The organism is Streptomyces violens, assembly GCF_000717745.1.
GTDB classification, from domain to species: domain Bacteria; phylum Actinomycetota; class Actinomycetes; order Streptomycetales; family Streptomycetaceae; genus Streptomyces; species Streptomyces violens.
Map to the genome: position 1 here is coordinate 25692 of NZ_JOBH01000004.1, position 17551 is coordinate 43242.

Here is a 17551-nt window from a genome sequence, read left to right on the forward strand (position 1 = left end):
GGTTAACCCTCCGGCAGCGACCCGGACAAAGCAGGCACTTAGGCTGGTACCAGCAGACCGTCGGCCGACGACGCCCCACGGACCGTCCGTACTCGTACGCAGCGAAGACCCCTTCCGTACTGTCCCGCATCCGTACGCAGCCGACTCGAGGAGGCCCATGCCCCGCGCCGTACCCGTCTGGCTCGCCCACCCCTTCCGCTGGCAACGGCTGCCCGTCCCGTGGCCGGCGGTGGTCAGAGGGGCGCTGTGCGCCGGGCCGCTGCTGGGCGCGGGCGTCGCCACCGGGCACCCGGCGGCCGGCGTCCTCGCGGGCCTGGGCGCGATGCTCGCGGGCGTCAACGACCGCCCCGGGACCCGGCGCAGGGGCGTCGTGCACATCGGGCTGCCCGCGCTGGCCGTCGCCCTGGGCATGTTCGCCGGCGCCTCCCTCGAGGGCGTCGGCTGGTGGCTGGTGCTCGCCCTCTTCGGCATCGGGTTCGTCTCCGGCGCCGGCAGCGTCGCCGGGCCCGTGCGGTCCGCCGCCGGCATGCAGATGCTGGCCGCCGCGATCCTCGGCGCCGGCATGCCGCTGCCACAACTGGAGCCGTGGACCAAGGGCCTGCTGACGCTGGCCGGCGCCGGCTGGCTGCTCCTGCTGCGCCTCGTGCTGCGCTCGCCGCGCCCCCCGGGCGGGTCGCTCAGCGGCGAGCGCGCGGCCGTCGCCACCGTCTTCGACGCCCTCGCCGACGCGCTGACGGCCGTCGGCACGCCGGGTGCCGAACCGGCCAGGCGCGCGCTGACCACGGCACTGGACCGGGCCGACGAGGCCATGCGGCTGCGCCGGCTGCTGCGCCGCAGGCCCCGTACCGACGAGCGCCGGCTCATCGAACGCTTCGCCGCCGCCACCGCGCTCTGCGAGGCCAGCGTCGCGCTGCTCTGGGAGGCCCGCCCGCTCCCGTCCCGGGTGGCACAGGGCCCGCGCGCCCTCGCCAGGGCGCTGCGCACCGGGCGGGCCCCCGGTCGGCTGCCGGCGCCCGAGAGCTCCACGCCTGCGCGCAGTGCCTTCGACCGGGCGCTGCTGGACGCGGCGGTGGTCTTCGCGCGCACCCAGCCGCCGGCCGGCGGCACCGCGGCGGGGGCCACGGACGAGCGGCTCCTCCGGGGGCTGCGTCCCGCCGCCCCCGTGGATGCCCCGGAGCGCCGCGTACCGGAGGAGGACAGCGGCGCCTGGGCCCCCTTCGGGTCGCGCGCGGCCTTCGAGACGGGGCGCTGGGCCTCCTTCGCGCGCGGTGTCGCGGGCGTGTTCGCCTGGCGTCGCGGGCCCGGCCGCCGAGTCTTCGGGCCCGCCGGGCGCAACTACGGCCTGCGGGTCGGCATCTGCATCGCCGCCTGCACCGCCATGGCGCTGCTGCTGCGCGCGGAACACTGGTACTGGCTGCCCGCCACCGCCACGTTCCTCGTCAAGCCCGACCTCGGCCCGCTGTTCTCCCGTACGGTCAACCGCTTCGCCGGTACCGCCTTCGGCGTGCTGGTCTTCGCCGTGGCCGGACTGGCGCTGCCCGACGCGTGGTGGCCCGTGGTGATGGCCACGGCGGGCGGCGCGCTGCTGCCCTTCGCGACCCGGCACTTCGCCCTGCAGACCGTCGCGATCACCCTCATGGTGCTGTCCTTCGTGCACGTCAGCGGCGCACCGGAGGCCGCGCCCGAGCGGATCGTCGACACCTCGATCGCCTGCCTCATCGTGCTGGTCGTCGGCCATCTGCCGCGGCTGGCGGACCCGCGGCGCCGGGTCGGCCCGCGGGTCGGCGCCGCGCTGCACTGCACGGAGGCGTACTTGCGGCAGGTCCTCGCGACCGAGCCCGGGACGGACACGGGGGAGCGGCTGGCGCTGCGCCGGGCGGCCTACCAGGCGCTGGGCGAGGCCCGTACCGCCGCCGAGACGGCGGCTGCCGAGCTGCTCGCGCACCGCCGCGGCGACCCCGACTGGCCGACCGTCGTCAAGGCCGCCGAGCGCATCGTGGACGCGACCACGGCCGCCGCCGTCCGCCTGGACCAGGGCGCACAGCGGCCCAGCGAGGAGGACGCGCGACGGCTGTGCGCCGTCCTCACGGACATGGCGGCCGCGCTGAACGCGCCGCGCCGCCACCGCCCCCGGCCGCTGCCGCCGCCCGCCCTGGAGTCGGTCCCGGACTGCGCCACACTCAGCGACGTCGCGGCCGAACTGGAGCGGATGCGGGGGTACGCGGGGGCGGTGTGAGACGCAAAGGGGCGGCCCGGCCGGTACGACCGGCCGGGCCGCCCCGTAGGACCGTCAGCGCCCGCCCTTGTCCTTGCCGAGCAGGCCCGCGCGGCGCAGCGCGTCGGCCATCGCGCCGTTCGCGGGGGCCGCGTCCCGGCCGCCGCCGCGCCCGCCGCGGTCGTTGCCGCCATTGCCGCCGCGCCGGCCCTGGCCGCCGCCTTGACCGCCGCCCTGGCTGCCGCCCTGCCGCTGCCGCGGGGCGCCGCCCCCACGCTGCTCACCGCGCTCCTCACGGCGCGCGCCGCGGGCGCCGCCCTGACCGGCGGCCGCCGTGTGGTCGTCGTCCAGCCGCAGCGTCAGCGAGATCCGCTTGCGCGGGATGTCCACGTCGAGCACCTTCACGCGCACGATGTCGCCCGGCTTCACCACGTCACGCGGGTCCTTCACGAACGTCTTCGACATCGCCGAGACGTGCACCAGCCCGTCCTGGTGGACGCCGATGTCGACAAAGGCACCAAAGGCGGCGACGTTCGTGACGACGCCCTCCAGGAGCATCCCGGCCTGCAGGTCGCCGATCTTCTCGACGCCCTCCTTGAAGGTGGCCGTCTTGAACTCGGGCCGCGGGTCGCGCCCCGGCTTCTCCAGCTCGCCCAGGATGTCCGTCACCGTCGGCAGACCGAAGGAGTCGTCCACGAAGTCGGCCGGCTTCAGGGTGCGCAGCACAGCGGTGTTGCCGATCAGCGAGGGCACGTCGCTGCCCGCTGCAGTGACGATCCGCCGCACTACCGGGTACGACTCCGGGTGCACGCTGGAGGCGTCCAGCGGGTCGTCGCCGCCCCGGATGCGCAGGAAGCCCGCGCACTGCTCGTACGCCTTCGGGCCCAGCCGCGCCACGTCCTTGAGCGCCTTGCGGGTACGGAACGGGCCGTTGGCGTCGCGGTGCGCCACGATGTTGTCCGCCAGCCCCGAGCCGATGCCCGACACCCGCGAGAGCAGCGGCGCCGACGCGGTGTTGACGTCCACGCCCACGCCGTTCACGCAGTCCTCGACCACCGCGTCCAGGGAGCGCGAGAGCTTCACCTCGGAGAGGTCGTGCTGGTACTGACCGACGCCGATCGACTTGGGATCGATCTTGACCAGTTCGGCCAGCGGGTCCTGAAGGCGGCGCGCGATGGAGACCGCGCCCCGCAGCGACACGTCCAGCTCCGGCAGCTCCTGGGAGGCGAACGCGGAGGCGGAGTACACCGAAGCGCCCGCCTCGGACACCATCACCTTCGTCAGCTTCAGCTCCGGCTGCGCGGCGATCAGGTCGGCGGCCAGCTTGTCCGTCTCGCGCGACGCCGTACCGTTGCCGATCGCGATGAGCTCCACGTTGTGCTCACGGGCGAGCTTCGCCAGCGTGGCCAGCGAGGCGTCCCACTTCTGCTGCGGCACGTGCGGGTAGATCGTGTCCGTCGCGGCCACCTTGCCGGTCGCGTCCACGACGGCGACCTTCACGCCCGTACGGAAGCCGGGGTCCAGGCCCATCGTGGCGCGGGTGCCGGCCGGCGCGGCGAGCAGCAGGTCGCGGAGGTTCGACGCGAAGACCCGTACCGCCTCGTCCTCGGCGGCCTGGCGCAGCCGCAGCCGCAGGTCGATGCCGAGGTGGACCAGGACGCGGGTGCGCCAGGCCCAGCGCACGGTGTCCAGCAGCCAGCCGTCGGCCGCGCGGCCGCGGTCGGCGATCCCGAACTTGTGCGCGATGGCCTGCTCGTAGGCCGTCCGGCCCTCGGCCGGCTCGGTCTCCGGCTCCAGCGCGAGGTCGAGGATCTCCTCCTTCTCGCCGCGGAACATCGCCAGGACGCGGTGCGAGGGCAGCTCCGTGAACGGCTCGGCGAAGTCGAAGTAGTCGGCGAACTTCGCGCCCGCCTCCTCCTTGCCCTCGCGGACCTTCGAGGCCACCTGCCCGCGGGTCCACATCCGCTCGCGCAGCTCGCCGATGAGGTCCGCGTCCTCGCTGAACCGCTCGGTGAGGATGGCGCGCGCGCCTTCGAGGGCCGCGGCCGGGTCGGCCACGCCCTTGTCGGCGTCCACGAACGCCGCGGCGGCCGCCTGCGGCTCCACCGACGGGTCGCTCAGCAGTCCGTCCGCGAGCGGCTCCAGACCGGCCTCACGGGCGATCTGAGCCTTCGTCCGCCGCTTGGGCTTGAACGGCAGGTAGATGTCCTCCAGGCGGGCCTTGGACTCCGCGCCCCGGATCTGCGCCTCCAGAGCCGCGTCCAGCTTCCCCTGGGACCGTACGGACTCCAGGACGGCCGTCCGGCGCTCCTCCAGCTCCCGCAGGTACCGCAGCCGCTCCTCCAACGCGCGCAGCTGCGCGTCGTCGAGCATCTCCGTGGCTTCCTTGCGGTACCGGGCGATGAACGGCACGGTCGAGCCGCCGTCGAGCAGTTCGACCGCGGCCTTCACCTGCCGCTCCCTGACGCCGAGCTCCCCGGCGATCCTGCTCTCGATGGATCCGAGGGCCCCCGCGGCCCCGGGGGCCTGGGTGGGTCCGGTGGACTCGGTGGTTGCCGTCACGATGCTCCCGACCTGCCTTCTCGCGCTGTGCTTGAGCCTGCATTGTGCAGGGTCGCGGTACGGCCTGTCGCGTGACCCGGGCAGGAGGGCACAGGTGTGACAAGAGGCACGGCACTACGGGGCGGGCCGCCGCGTCAGGCGGCTCGCCCCGGTGGCGGGCCCCGCGCGTCCGGTGGCCCGCCCCGTGGCCGGGCTCAGCCCTGGCCGAACAGGTCGGCGGGGAAAGCCCCGTTGCCGACCGCGGTGGTGGTGAACTCCGTGGCCAGCTCGGTCAGCCGGGCGACGCCCTCGGCACCGAGGTGCGCGTACGGGGCCGCGTCGAGCCGGTCGGTGGCCTCCTCCAGGTCGGCGCGGAGCTTCGTACCGGCCTCGGTCAGGCCGAAGTCGGCGTCCAGGATGCCGCGGTCGCGCAGCGTCTCGCGCGCGGCCTGCCACTCCTCGGCCGACCAGCCGCGGGTCGCCAGGATCCACTTGGTGCTCATGCCGCGGCCGCTGGCGGTGTGCGAGGCCAGCGCCTCCAGGGGGCCCAGGCCCGCGTCGGCGAGCGCGATGAGGTGGCCGTCGCCGCGGTGCTCGCGCAGCAGGGTCGCGGCGTGCCAGTACGCCAGGTGCGGCGCGTCCGGTACGGGCAGGTCGGCGTGGGCGGCGTACAGCGGACGGGCGTGCCGGGAACACGCCTCGGCGGCGCGCAGCGCGAGCCGGGCCGCCTCGGCCATCTTGTCGGACTCCACCAGCTCGTCGCCCAGCAGCCGGCGCAGCGTGCTGTCGGCCGCGCGCAGCCGCGCGTCGAGCACCTGCTGCGGGGTGACGGTCGCCCAGGCGTCCGGGATGTGCCGGGCGATCAGCTCGTACTTGAAGTTGTAGAACGTCGCGGCGATGACGCCGGGGCCCACCGGACCCATGGCGGCGGCCCGGCCCAGGAAGTAGGCGGCGCTGCGGTCCTCGATGCCGAGCTTCGCCAGCTCCTCGGGGAAGTCCGGCGAGAAGTACACCGTGGAGTGCAGCGGGTTGATGACGTTGTGGCAGTGCCGTCCGGCGCGGTCGGGCAGCGCGGAGCGGTCCTGCGGGGAAGCCGTTGTAGTCATGGCGGCACGTTACCGACCCGTCGGTATGCCCGGTAGACCGGGGCGGGCCGGAGCCGGAGTCGGTGGCATGGCAGGAAAGGTGGGAAAGTCGTCATTGCCGCCACCCGGCCGCGCGCCCAGGATGGGGCCATGCCATCGCGCGACGTACTGGTCGTTCTCTTCGACGACGTCCAGAGCCTGGACGTCACGGGCCCTATGGAGGTCTTCGCGGGCGCGGGTCTCTGTATGCCCGGCGCCTACGAGGTACGTACCGCCACGCTCGACGGCGGGCCGGTCCGCACCTCCAGCGGCCTGCGGATCACCCCGGACCTCGCGCTGGCCGACGCGGCGCCCCCGGACACCCTCCTCGTGCCCGGCGGACCGGGCACCCGTGAGCCCGACCCACGGCTCGTCGACTGGCTGCGTACGCAGGCGCCGCGGGCCCGCCGCAAGGTCTCCGTGTGCTCGGGCGCGTTCCTGCTGGCCGCCGCCGGGCTGCTGGACGGTCACCGCGCCACCACCCACTGGGCGCTGTGCGACGCGCTGGCCGACCGCTTTCCCGACGTCCACGTCGACGCCGAGCCGATCTTCATCCGGGACGGCGACCTGGCGACGTCCGCCGGCGTCACCTCGGGCATCGACCTCGCACTGGCCCTCGTGGAGGAGGACCTCGGCCGGGAGGTCGCGCTGACAGTCGCCCGCCATCTCGTCGTCTTCCTGCGCAGACCCGGCAATCAGACGCAGTTCAGCGCCCAGCTCGCCGCGCAGACCGCGGAGCGGCCGCCGCTGCGCGAGGTACAGCACTGGATCACCGAACACCCGGCCGCCGACCTGTCGGTGGACGCGCTCGCCGCCCGCTGCGGGCTCTCACCTCGGCATTTCGCCCGCGCCTTCCGCGATGAAGTCGGCATGACGCCAGGTCGCTATGTCGACAGAGTCCGACTGGAGGCCGCCCGGCGGCTCCTTGAGGACACCACCGACGGCATCGAACGCGTCTCCCGGCGCTGCGGTTACGGCACCCCCGAAGCCATGCGCCGCGCCTTCGTGCGCGCCCTCGGCACGGGCCCGGCGGAGTACCGGCGCCGGTTCCGCCCGCACCAGCAGACCGCGTGACTCCACGCCTTGCTCCACGCCTTCCGAACACCTTCCGAAGGGACAGCCATGCAGATCGCCATCCTTCTCTACGACCGCTTCACCACACTCGACGCCATCGGGCCCTTCGAGACGCTGCGGGGTCTCCCGGGTGCCGAGACCGTGTTCGTGGCCCAGCGGACCGGACCCGTACGCAACGACAGCGGGCAGCTCGCGATGGTCGCGGAAGCCACGCCGGCCGAGGTGACGCGCCCCGACATCCTGGTCGTGCCGGGCGGCCCCGACCAGTCCGCGGTGCTGACGGACGAGGCACTGCTCGACTGGCTGCGGACCGTCGACGCCGCCACCACCTGGACCACGTCCGTCTGTACGGGATCGCTGCTGCTGGCCGCCGCCGGGCTGCTCAAGGGCCGGCGCGCCACCTCCCACTGGCTCGCGCTCGACCGGCTGAAGGAGTACGGCGTCGAACCCACCGGCGAGCGGGTCGTCTTCGACGGCAAGTACGTGACGGCGGCCGGGGTGTCGTCCGGCATCGACATGGGCCTGAGCCTGCTCGGCCGGCTGGGCGGCGACGAACTGGCGCAGACGGTACAGCTGGCCATCGAGTACGACCCGCAGCCGCCGTACGACAGCGGCTCCCCGGAAAAGGCCCCGGCCAGGATCGTCGAGCGGCTGCGCGGCGACAGCGGGCTGGTGCTCTGAGGGCGGGCCGGACCGGTAGTGGTGGCCGGGCGGCTCACACCGTCCAGTCGAAGCGCGGTGCCCGGCGCTCCAGGAAGGCGGTGACGCCCTCCGCCGTGTCGCCGCTGCCGCGCGCCTGCTCCTCCCAGTACGCGCTCCGCTCCGGGCTCGTGGGGCCGGCGGCGAACTCCTTCGCCGCTGCCTGGGTGAGCTGCGACCGGCTCGCCAGTACGGCCGAGAAGTCCGCGACCCGCTTGTCCAGCTCGCCCTCCGGCAGTACCTCGTCCACGAGCCCGGTGCGCAGCGCCCGCTCACAGTCGATCAACTCACCCGAGAACAGGAGGTACTTGGCGGTCGCCGGGCCGACCAGCCGCACCAGCCGCTGGGTGGACGCGGCCGGGTAGACGATCCCCAGCTTCGCCGGCGTGATGCCGAACAGCGCGCCCTCCTCGGCGAACCGCAGGTCGCAGGCGGCCGCCAGCTGGCTGCCGCCGCCCACGCAGTAACCGCGGATCGCGGCCAGCGACGGCTTGGGGAAGGCGGCGAGCGCCTCCTCCGCGGCCAGCGCGAGGCCCCGGTTCTCGTCGCCCGACTCCCGCAGCGACCCGATGTCCGCGCCCGCGCAGAAGGTGTTCCCCTCGCCGGTCAGCACGAGCACGCGGACGGAACGGTCCCCGGCCAACCGCTCCACCAGCTCCGGCACCGCCCGCCACATGTCGCTGGTCATGGCGTTCCGCTTGGCGGGGTTGCTGATCGTGACGATCGCGGTGCCGTCGCTGACGCGCGTACTGAGCCCTGGGGTCGTGGGGGTCATGCAGGGGATCGTAGAGCGGCAGGCCCGCCCACGTCCCTGCCCACGAAGCGTGATCACCACCACGCCCGGCCCCGCGCGCCCGCGCCCCAGCCCCCGCCCCCGATATCCCCGCGCCCCCCGCCCGCCCCGCCGCTACGATCGGCGGTCTGATGTCTGCCACCCTCGTTGCCAAGAATCTCGCCGCCGGGCACGGCGACCGGACGCTCTTCGCCGGGCTCGACCTCGTTGTCGCGCCGGGTGAGGTGATCGGGCTGGTCGGTGCCAACGGAGCGGGCAAGTCCACGCTGCTGCGGCTCTTCGCGGGGCTGGACGCCCCGCAGGAGGGCGACCTGCGGCTGAGTCCCGCCACCGCGACCGTCGGCCACCTCCCGCAGGAGCCCGAGCGGCGGCCGGGGGAGTCCGTGCGCGCCTTCCTCGCCCGCCGCACCGGCGTCGCCGACGCGCAGATCGCGCTGGACGAGGCGACCCAGGCGCTGGTCGAGGAGAGGCCGGGCGCGGACGACGCGTACGCGACCGCCCTGGAGCGCTGGCTCGCGCTCGGCGCCGCCGACCTCGACGAGCGGGCCGAGGAGACCGCGGCCCAGCTCGGCCTGGCGATCGGCCTGGACCAGCAGATGACCTCGCTCTCCGGCGGCCAGGCGGCCCGCGCCTCGCTCGCCTCCCTGCTCCTCTCCCGGTACGACGTCTTCCTCCTCGACGAGCCGACCAACGACCTGGACCTGGACGGCCTGGAGCGGCTGGAGCGGTTCGTCACCGGCCTGCGCGCCGGCACCGTCCTGGTCAGCCACGACCGCGAGTTCCTGACCCGGACCGTGGACCGGGTGGTCGAACTGGACCTGGCCCAGCAGCAGGTGAACACCTTCGGCGGCGGGTACACCGCGTATCTGGAGGAGCGCGAACGGGCCCGGCGGCACGCCCGCGAGGAGTACGAGGAGTACGCCGAGACCAAGGCGTCCCTGGAGGCCCGCGCCCATCTCCAGCGCAACTGGATGGAGAAGGGCGTCAAGAACGCCCGCCGCAAGGCCCCCGACAACGACAAGATCGCCCGCAAAGGCCGGGTGGAGGCCACCGAGAAGCAGGCCGCCAAGGCCAAGCAGACGCAGCGCATGATCGAGCGGCTGGACGTCGTCGAGGAGCCGCGCAAGGAGTGGGAGCTGCGGATGGAGATCGCGGCCGCGCCGCGCTCCGGAGCGGTGGTCGCCACGCTGCGCGGCGCGTGCCTCAAGCGCGGCGACTTCCGCTTCGGCCCGGTCGACCTCCAGATCGACTGGGCGGACCGGGTCGCGATCACCGGCCCGAACGGCTCCGGGAAGTCGACACTGCTCGGCGCGCTGCTCGGCCGGCTCCCGCTGGACGAGGGGCAGGCGTACCTGGGGCCCGGCGTGGTCGTCGGGGAGATCGAGCAGGCCCGCGGGCAGCTCTTCCAGCGCCCGGAGGCCGCCGGTGAACCGCTCTTGGACGCCTTCCGCCGATCCGTCCCCGACATGGCACCGGCGGACGTCCGGACGCTGCTGGCGAAGTTCGGGCTCAAGGCCGGACACGTGCTGCGCCCGGTGGCCACGCTGTCGCCGGGGGAGCGGACCCGGGCGGCGCTCGCCCTCCTGCAGGGCCGCGGGGTGAACCTCCTCGTACTGGACGAGCCGACCAACCACCTCGACCTCCCGGCGATCGAGCAGCTGGAGTCCGCGCTCGCGTCGTACAACGGCACGCTGCTGCTGGTCAGCCACGACCGCCGGCTGCTGGAGGCGGTGGACACGTCCCGGCGGATCGAGGTGGCGGACGGGCGGGTCACCGAGCGCTGAGAGCCGGGCGCGCGAGCCCGGCGCACAGGCCCGCGGCGCCCGAGCCCGGCGCACGAGCCCGCCGGAGCGCCTGACCGGAAGCCGCCGTACGGCGTCCGGTAATGGATTTGGCCCTGTGGCAGGTAACCCGTAAGGTTGTGTTCACCGACGCGGGGTGGAGCAGCTCGGTAGCTCGCTGGGCTCATAACCCAGAGGTCGCAGGTTCAAATCCTGTCCCCGCTACTGACGCAACAGTGCGTGTCAGAGGCCCCTTCCTCCGGGAAGGGGCCTCTGACGTATGCGCGGGTTCTCCGTGGAGCTGACGCCCGGGGCGAAGCGGGAGAAAGGTATCCCTTCCCGGCGGTTTTGAAACGGGAACAAAAGGGTCAGAGTCGATCCCCGGCGTGATCGTCGCGCAGAAAAGCGGTCGGAAGCCGTCGATAAGTGCTGACTTTTTGTCAGCAGGCCAGTCCGGACGGTGGGATTCCCAACACTCGAAGGGTGAGGATGCCTTCCGGACCCCCAGCCGAACCCCCCGAGGAGCTGACGGCCCCGCTCGCGTACGAAGGTGTCTGGAGGTTCACCGCTCCGGCACTGGAGTCCTCGGTGCCACAGGCGCGGCACGCGGTACGGGATCTGCTCCGCGACCAGCGCGTGCCGACGGGGCCCGACATCGTGGACGGCCTGCTGTTGATCACTTCCGAGCTGGTCACCAACGCGGTGCAGCACGCAGCCCTGCTCTCCCCGCAGATCCTCGTCGAGCTGGCGGTCGGCGCCGACTGGGTGCGGGTCTCCGTCGAGGACAACCACCCCTACCGCCCCAAGGCGCTGGAGGCCGACGAGGAGGACCTCGGCGGCCGCGGCCTCTGGCTGATCAAAATGATCACTGCGGAGGCCGGCGGGAAATGCGGCGTGGAGCACACGGCGAGCGGCGGCAAGGTCGTCTGGGCCGAACTGCCGCTCGCCCGTGTGCCCGCGCCTACCAGCCCGCCGTCGTCCCTGTGAGCTCCCGGATCGCCGGGCGCGCCGCGTCCAGCACGGTCATGAACCACACCGAGAACGGTGCCTCGGAGTGCCGCCGGGCCAGCTCGTCCGGCGTCACGAAGGCGTACTCCCCGACCTCCTCGGGGTCCGGCTCCGGAGCGTCCCGGACCAGACCAACGAAGAGGTGGTTGTACTCCTGCTCGACCAGCCCGGACTCCGGGTCCGGGTGGTTGTAGCGCACGGTGCCGGCCTCGCCGAGCAGCGACGGGGCGATGCCCAGCTCCTCGGCGGTGCGCCGGGCCGCGGCCGCGAACGGCTTCTCGCCCGGATACGGGTGGCCGCACGCCGTGTTGGACCACACGCCGGGGGAGTGGTACTTCCCCAGCGCCCGGCGCTGCAGCAGCAGCCGGCCCTGCTCGTCGAAGAGGAAGACGGAGAAGGCCCGGTGCAGTTGGCCCGGTGCCTGATGGGCGGCGAGCTTCTCCGCCGTGCCGATCGTTCTACCGTCCTCGTCCACCAACTCCAGCATGATCGGCTCGTCGGCCGTGTCCGTCGCCGTCATCGCGGCGGTCCCGGTGGTCTGTCCGTTGGCAGGTGTGATCGGCATGCCCATCCTTTGTGTTTCCTCGGTCCTCGATGGTCAAGTCTGCCCTAGTAGCGCCCGTATCAGGCGTACGGCGACGCCTCGTGTGCGGCGTGGCAGAACGCACGGCGCGCAGCAGGGGCTGCGCGCCGTCTCAGAGGGACCGGGCGCTGTCTCCCTGGGCCTCCGGGTGCCGCAGGCACCAGCCCTCCCAGGCCGATGCGACCATCGCGTCGATGCCGTGCCGTGCGCGCCAGCCCAGCTCCTTCGTGGCCAGCTCGCACGAGGCGACCACCCGTGCCGGGTCGCCGGCCCGCCGCTCCTTGACGACGGGCGCCAGGTCCGAGCGGCCGCTGATCCCGAGGACGAGGTCCGCCATCTCCCGTACGGAGACGCCCTGGCCGGTGCCGACGTTGAGCGTGAGGTCCCCGGGGCCGTCCTGGCCCGTGAGCCGCCGTGCGGCGGCAACGTGCGCCTCGGCCAGGTCCTCGACGTGGATGTAGTCCCGGACGCAGGTGCCGTCGGGGGTGTCGTAGTCGGCGCCGAAGATCAGCGGCGGTTCACCGGCCGTGACCTTCTCGAACATCATCGGGATGATGTTGAAGACCCCGACGTCCGCCAGCTCCGGTGCCGCCGCGCCCGCGACGTTGAAGTACCGCAGGCACGCGGTCTCGATGCCGTGCGCCCGGCCTGCGGCGCGCACCAGCCACTCGCCCGCGAGCTTGGTCTCGCCATAGGGGTTCATCGGCAGGCACGGGGTGTCCTCGGTGACCAGGTCCACATCCGGCATGCCGTACACCGCCGCCGAGGAGGAGAGGACGAAGCGCCGCACGCCGGCCGCCGCCACCGCCTCCAGCAGCACGGTCAGCCCGTGCACGTTCTCCCGGTAGTACGTCAGCGGCTGTTCCACCGACTCACCGACCTGCTTCTTCGCGGCGAGGTGGATGACGCCGGTCACGCCGTGCTCCGCGAGCGTGGCGTCCACCACGTCACGGTCCTGTACCGAAGCACGTACGAGGGGCACCCCCGCGGGCAGCCGCTCGGGGAATCCGCTGGAGACGTCGTCCAGTACGACGACCCGCTCACCCGCCGCCGCCATGGCCCTCGCCACATGCGCGCCGATATAACCCGTCCCACCTGTGATCAGCCATGTCATAACCGGCACCCTAACCAGGGCCGCAGTTGTTCATCGACGGCAAGATCGACCATGATGATCGCGGCAGACGCCACCGCCGGACGGCCACCGCCCGGTGAATGCGTGGTGAACGGCCGCATCCGGCGATCCGATAACCTCTGCCGACGTGCCACCGACCCCTCCGGGGTCCGAGGTGTGCCACGACTGCTGCCCGGGTAGTTCGTACTGAATGCGGACCGGCCGGCGGCCTTGCCAGCATTCAGGGAGTGAATTCGTCTGTCGACCGCAATCCTCACCGGTGCGCCGGTCGCCGGGTCGTCGCTCGAAGGCGACCTGCGCGAGCTGGGCTTCGATGTCCGCAGCGCGGCCGACGCCGCCGAGGCGGCCCGGCTGCTGGCCGAGGTCCCGGCAGGCCGGCGGGTCGCACTGGTCGACCCGCGGTTCGTCGGTCACCTGCACAGCCTGCGGCTGGCGCTGACCGACCCGCGTTTCCCGGCCGCCGCGGTCACCGGCGCGCTCACGGCGCAGCCCGAGGCGCGCGCCGCGCTCACCCGGGCGCTCGCCACGACGGGCTCCGCCGACGGGCTCCCGGACGCCGTCGCGGAGACGCTGGACGCCGAGGGCGTATCGGTGCACCGCCCCGAGCTCGGCTCGCTGGTCGCATCCGTACCCTCCGGCGCACAGCAGCGTCATGAGGCGCGGGCCGCGGTGAGCGCCGTGGACGAGGAGGCCGTGCGCCTCCGTACCGCGGTGAAGTCCCGCGATGGGTTCTTCACGACGTACTGCATCAGCCCGTACTCCCGGTACATCGCCCGCTGGTGCGCCCGCCGCGGCTTCACGCCCAACCAGGTCACGACCGCGTCCCTGCTCACCGCGCTGATCGCGGCGGGCTGCGCGGCCACCGGGACGCGCGGCGGTTTCATCGCCGCGGGCGTGCTCCTCCTCTTCTCCTTCGTCCTGGACTGCACCGACGGGCAGCTCGCCCGCTACTCCCTGCAGTACTCGACGATGGGCGCCTGGCTGGACGCGACGTTCGACCGCGCCAAGGAGTACGCGTACTACGCGGGCCTGGCGCTGGGAGCGGCGCGCGGCGGCGACGATGTATGGGCGCTGGCGCTCGGCGCGATGGTGCTGCAGACGGTCCGGCACGTCGTCGACTTCTCCTTCAACGAGGCGAACCACGACGCCACCGCCAACACCAGCCCGACCGCGGCCCTCTCCGGCAAGCTCGACAGCGTCGGCTGGACGGTCTGGGCCCGCCGGATGATCGTGCTGCCCATCGGCGAGCGCTGGGCCCTGATCGCGGTCCTCACCGCCGTCACGACCCCCCGCATCGTCTTCTACGTGCTGCTCATCGGCTGTGCGCTGGCCGCTTGTTACACCACGGCGGGCCGTGTGCTGCGCTCGCTGACCCGCAAGGCCCGCCGTACGGACCGGGCAGCGCAGGCCCTCGCCGACCTCGGCGACTCCGGGCCGCTCGCCGAGGGCTTCGCCGCCGCCTTCCAGGGCGCGGCTCGCAAGCTCCCCGGCTTCGCGGCCCCCGTGATCGCCGCCGTCGGCGCCGCTGTGATGATCGCCACCGCCGCGTTCGCCGGCTGGGGCAGCCCCTGGGTCTGCGTCGCCGCGCTGGTGTACGCCGTACTCTCCGGCCTGGCCGTCGCCCGCCCCCTCAAGGGCGCGCTGGACTGGCTCGTGCCGCCGCTCTTCCGCACCGGCGAATACGTCGCGATTCTGGTGATTGCGGCCCGTTCCGAGGTGAACGGAGCGTTGCCGGCGGCATTCGGGCTGGTGGCCGCGGTCGCCTACCATCACTACGACACGGTGTACCGCATCCGCGGCGGCAGCGGCGCGCCTCCGCGCTCTCTGGTGCGGGCGACCGGCGGACACGAGGGCCGTGCCCTCGTGGTCTCGGTCGCGGCGGCCGCACTGCCCACCTCAGGTTTCACAATCGCGCTCACGGTCCTCGCGGGGGCCCTGGCGCTGCTGGTGCTCATCGAGAGCATCCGCTTCTGGGTGTCCTCCCATGCACCCGCCGTACACGACGAAGGAGAACCCGCATGATCGGCCTCGTGCTGGCGGCCGGCGCCGGACGGCGTCTGCGTCCCTACACCGACACTCTGCCCAAGGCCCTGGTGCCGGTCGACGGTGACACCACCATCCTCGACCTCACCCTCGGCAACTTCGCGGAGATCGGCCTGACCGAGGTCGGGATCATCGTCGGCTACAAGAAGGAGGCCGTGTACGAGCGCAAGGAGGCGCTGGAGGCGAAGTACGGCCTCAAGCTCACCCTGATCGACAACGACAAGGCCGAGGAGTGGAACAACGCCTACTCCCTGTGGTGCGGCCGTGACGCGATCAAGCACGACGTGATCCTCGCCAACGGCGACACCGTGCACCCGGTCTCCGTCGAGAAGACCCTGCTCGCCGCGCGCGGCGACGGCAAGAAGATCATCCTCGCGCTGGACACGGTCAAGGACCTGGCCGACGAGGAGATGAAGGTCGTCGTCGACCCCGAGAAGGGCATGACGAAGATCACCAAGCTGATGGACCCGGCCGAGGCGACCGGTGAGTACATCGGCGTCACCCTCATCGAGGGCGAGGCCGCCGACGAGCTGGCCGACGCCCTCAAGACGGTCTTCGAGGCGGACCCGCAGCAGTTCTACGAGCACGGCTACCAGGAGCTCGTGAACCGCGGCTTCCGGATCGACGTGGCCCCGATCGGCGACGTCAAGTGGGTCGAGATCGACAACCACGACGACCTCGCGAAGGGCCGTGAAATCGCATGCCAGTACTGACGAGGCTCATCCCCTCGCCAGTCGTCGTCGACATCCGGCCGGGGGCGCTCAACGACCTGGCCGGTGTCCTCGCCGACCAGAGGATCTCGTCGTCAGGCAAGCTCGCCATCGCCATCAGCGGCGGCTCCGGCGCGGTGCTGCGTGAGCGGCTCGCGCCGGCGCTGCCCAGCGCCGAGTGGTTCGAGGTGGACGGTGGCACGCTCGACGACGCCATCAAGCTCGCCGACGCCATGAAGAAGAAGGGGCGCTACGACGCGGTCGTGGGCCTCGGCGGTGGCAAGATCATCGACTGCGCCAAGTTCGCCGCGGCGCGCGTGGGCCTGCCGCTGGTCGCCGTCGCGACGAACCTGTCGCACGACGGCCTCTGCTCGCCGGTCGCGACCCTCGACAACGACGCGGGCCGCGGCTCGTACGGCGTGCCGAACCCGATCGCGGTCGTCATCGACCTCGACATCATCCGCGAGGCCCCGGTCCGCTTCGTGCGCTCCGGCATCGGCGACGCGCTGTCCAACATCTCCGCGGTCCGCGACTGGGAGCTCGCGGCGCGCGAGCGCGGCGAGGACATCGACGGCCTCGCGGCCGCGATGGCGCGCCAGGCGGGCGAGGCCGTCCTGCGCCACCCCGGCGGCGTCGGCGACGACGCCTTCCTGCAGGTGCTGGCCGAGGGCCTGGTCCTCACCGGTATCGCGATGTCCGTCTCCGGCGACTCGCGGCCGGCGTCCGGCGCCTGCCACGAGATCAACCACGCCTTCGACCTGCTCTTCCCCAAGCGCGCTGCCAGCCACGGCGAGCAGTGCGGCCTGGGCGCGGCCTTCGCGATGCATCTGCGCGGGGCGCGCGAGGAGTCGGCGTACATGGCGCAGGTGCTGCGCAGGCACGGCCTTCCGGTCCTGCCGGAGGAGATCGGCTTCACCGTGGACGAATTCGTCCAGGTCGTGGAGTACGCCCCGCAGACGCGGCCGGGCCGTTACACGATCCTCGAACACCTGGACCTGTCCACCGATCAGATCAGGGACGCATACGCCGACTATGCCAAAACCATCGGTAGCTGAACTCCGGCCGGTCGTTCACCCGGAGGGGGTGAAGGACCGGCGGAGCGGTGAGCACTGGGGCGGCCGGCTCTACATGCGCGAGATCTCGCTGCGCATCGACCGGCACCTGGTGAACACCCGGGTCACGCCCAACCAGCTGACCTACCTGATGACCGTCTTCGGCGTCCTCGCCGCCCCGGCACTGCTGGTGCCGGGGGTGTGGGGTGCCGTGCTCGGCGTGGTCGCGGTCCAGCTGTACCTGCTGCTCGACTGCGTCGACGGCGAGATCGCCCGCTGGCGCAAGCAGTACTCGCTCGGCGGCGTGTATCTGGACCGGGTCGGTGCCTACCTGACCGACGCCGCGGTCCTCGTCGGCTTCGGCCTGCGCGCCGCCGACCTGTTCGGCTCCGGGCGGATCGACTGGCTCTGGGCCTTCCTCGGCACCCTCGCGGCGCTCGGCGCCATCCTGATCAAGGCGGAGACCGACCTCGTCGGCGTCGCCCGGCACCAGGGCGGGCTGCCGCCGGTCAAGGAGGCGGCGTCCGAGCCGCGCTCGTCCGGCATGGCGCTGGCCCGCAAGGCCGCCGGGGCGCTCAAGTTCCACCGGCTGATCCTCGGGATCGAGGCGTCCCTGCTGATCCTGGTGCTGGCGATCCTGGACGCGATCAGGGACGACCTGTTCTTCTCGCGGCTCGGCGTCGCCGTGCTGGCCGGTATCGCGCTCCTCCAGACGCTGCTCCACCTCGTGTCCATCCTGGCTTCAAGCAGGCTCAAGTGACCCAGACCCCACAGAACCTGAAGCTCGGCGCGGTCG

General features: G+C 72.9%; 15 protein-coding genes and 1 tRNA gene. 10 read left to right on the top strand and 6 right to left on the bottom strand.

Going from position 1 to position 17551, the window contains the following annotated elements; genetic code table 11:
• Positions 1-157: 157 nt before the first annotated feature.
• The gene (locus IF04_RS40100) at positions 158-2236 is read left to right on the top strand and encodes an FUSC family protein (RefSeq protein WP_030253221.1); all 2079 of its coding nucleotides are present in this window, start codon (positions 158-160) and stop codon (positions 2234-2236) included.
• 54 nt (positions 2237-2290) lie between these two features.
• Here IF04_RS40100 and IF04_RS0108855 read toward each other — a convergent pair whose 3' ends face one another.
• Complete coding sequence (locus IF04_RS0108855) at positions 2291-4711, bottom strand: Tex family protein (protein ID WP_037958911.1); 2421 nt, start codon at positions 4709-4711, stop codon at positions 2291-2293.
• A gap of 260 nt (positions 4712-4971) precedes the next feature.
• On the bottom strand, positions 4972-5862 hold the full coding sequence (locus tag IF04_RS0108860) for an SCO6745 family protein (RefSeq protein ID WP_030253225.1): 891 nt from the start codon (positions 5860-5862) through the stop codon (positions 4972-4974).
• A 129-nt stretch (positions 5863-5991) separates the two neighbouring features.
• Here IF04_RS0108860 and IF04_RS0108865 point away from each other — a divergent pair, with 129 nt between their 5' ends.
• The gene (locus IF04_RS0108865; protein WP_030253227.1) at positions 5992-6954 is read left to right on the top strand and encodes a GlxA family transcriptional regulator; all 963 of its coding nucleotides are present in this window, start codon (positions 5992-5994) and stop codon (positions 6952-6954) included.
• 48 nt (positions 6955-7002) lie between these two features.
• Entirely contained in the window at positions 7003-7635 is a 633-nt protein-coding gene (locus IF04_RS0108870) for a DJ-1/PfpI family protein (protein WP_030253229.1), read from the top strand.
• A gap of 34 nt (positions 7636-7669) precedes the next feature.
• Here IF04_RS0108870 and IF04_RS0108875 read toward each other — a convergent pair whose 3' ends face one another.
• Positions 7670-8428, bottom strand: a complete 759-nt coding sequence (locus IF04_RS0108875; RefSeq protein ID WP_030253231.1) for an enoyl-CoA hydratase/isomerase family protein — start codon at positions 8426-8428, stop codon at positions 7670-7672.
• A gap of 149 nt (positions 8429-8577) precedes the next feature.
• On the opposite strand from IF04_RS0108875, the gene IF04_RS0108880 reads away from it, so the two are divergent.
• The 3 genes from IF04_RS0108880 to IF04_RS0108890 all read left to right on the top strand — a co-directional run bounded on the left by IF04_RS0108880 (position 8578) and on the right by IF04_RS0108890 (position 11214).
• Positions 8578-10230 (top strand): ABC-F family ATP-binding cassette domain-containing protein, encoded by a 1653-nt coding sequence (locus IF04_RS0108880; protein WP_030253234.1) that lies wholly within the window; start codon positions 8578-8580, stop codon positions 10228-10230.
• 148 nt (positions 10231-10378) lie between these two features.
• Positions 10379-10452 (top strand) — tRNA-Met (locus IF04_RS0108885).
• A 264-nt stretch (positions 10453-10716) separates the two neighbouring features.
• Positions 10717-11214: an ATP-binding protein gene (locus IF04_RS0108890; protein ID WP_030253236.1), complete on the top strand. Its 498-nt coding sequence runs from the start codon at positions 10717-10719 to the stop codon at positions 11212-11214.
• Here the strand turns inward: IF04_RS0108890 and idi are convergent.
• The 3 genes from idi to IF04_RS39620 form a co-directional block, all read right to left on the bottom strand.
• Complete coding sequence (idi, locus tag IF04_RS0108895; RefSeq protein WP_030253238.1) at positions 11189-11800, bottom strand: isopentenyl-diphosphate Delta-isomerase; 612 nt, start codon at positions 11798-11800, stop codon at positions 11189-11191. The genes IF04_RS0108890 and idi overlap by 26 nt on opposite strands.
• A gap of 130 nt (positions 11801-11930) precedes the next feature.
• Positions 11931-12932, bottom strand: coding sequence for a UDP-glucose 4-epimerase GalE (gene galE / locus IF04_RS0108900; protein ID WP_030253240.1), 1002 nt, complete (start codon positions 12930-12932; stop codon positions 11931-11933).
• A gap of 30 nt (positions 12933-12962) precedes the next feature.
• Positions 12963-13364 (bottom strand): hypothetical protein, encoded by a 402-nt coding sequence (locus IF04_RS39620; protein WP_245654341.1) that lies wholly within the window; start codon positions 13362-13364, stop codon positions 12963-12965.
• Between IF04_RS39620 and IF04_RS0108905 the strand changes: the two genes are divergently transcribed.
• From IF04_RS0108905 to IF04_RS0108920, 4 genes are read left to right on the top strand one after another with little or no spacing between them, the layout of a single operon-like run.
• Positions 13245-14972, top strand: a complete 1728-nt coding sequence (locus IF04_RS0108905) for a DUF5941 domain-containing protein (protein WP_245654359.1) — start codon at positions 13245-13247, stop codon at positions 14970-14972. The genes IF04_RS39620 and IF04_RS0108905 overlap by 120 nt on opposite strands.
• Positions 14969-15706 carry a phosphocholine cytidylyltransferase family protein gene (locus IF04_RS0108910; protein ID WP_030253244.1) on the top strand — a complete coding sequence of 246 codons (738 nt, stop codon included), beginning with the start codon at positions 14969-14971 and terminating at the stop codon, positions 15704-15706. The genes IF04_RS0108905 and IF04_RS0108910 overlap by 4 nt, the downstream gene beginning before the upstream one ends.
• Complete coding sequence (locus IF04_RS0108915) at positions 15694-16758, top strand: iron-containing alcohol dehydrogenase family protein (protein WP_030253246.1); 1065 nt, start codon at positions 15694-15696, stop codon at positions 16756-16758. Before IF04_RS0108910 ends, IF04_RS0108915 begins: the two co-directional genes overlap by 13 nt.
• Positions 16736-17515, top strand: a complete 780-nt coding sequence (locus IF04_RS0108920; RefSeq protein WP_051831044.1) for a CDP-alcohol phosphatidyltransferase family protein — start codon at positions 16736-16738, stop codon at positions 17513-17515. Before IF04_RS0108915 ends, IF04_RS0108920 begins: the two co-directional genes overlap by 23 nt.
• The last annotated feature ends 36 nt before the right edge of the window (positions 17516-17551 follow it).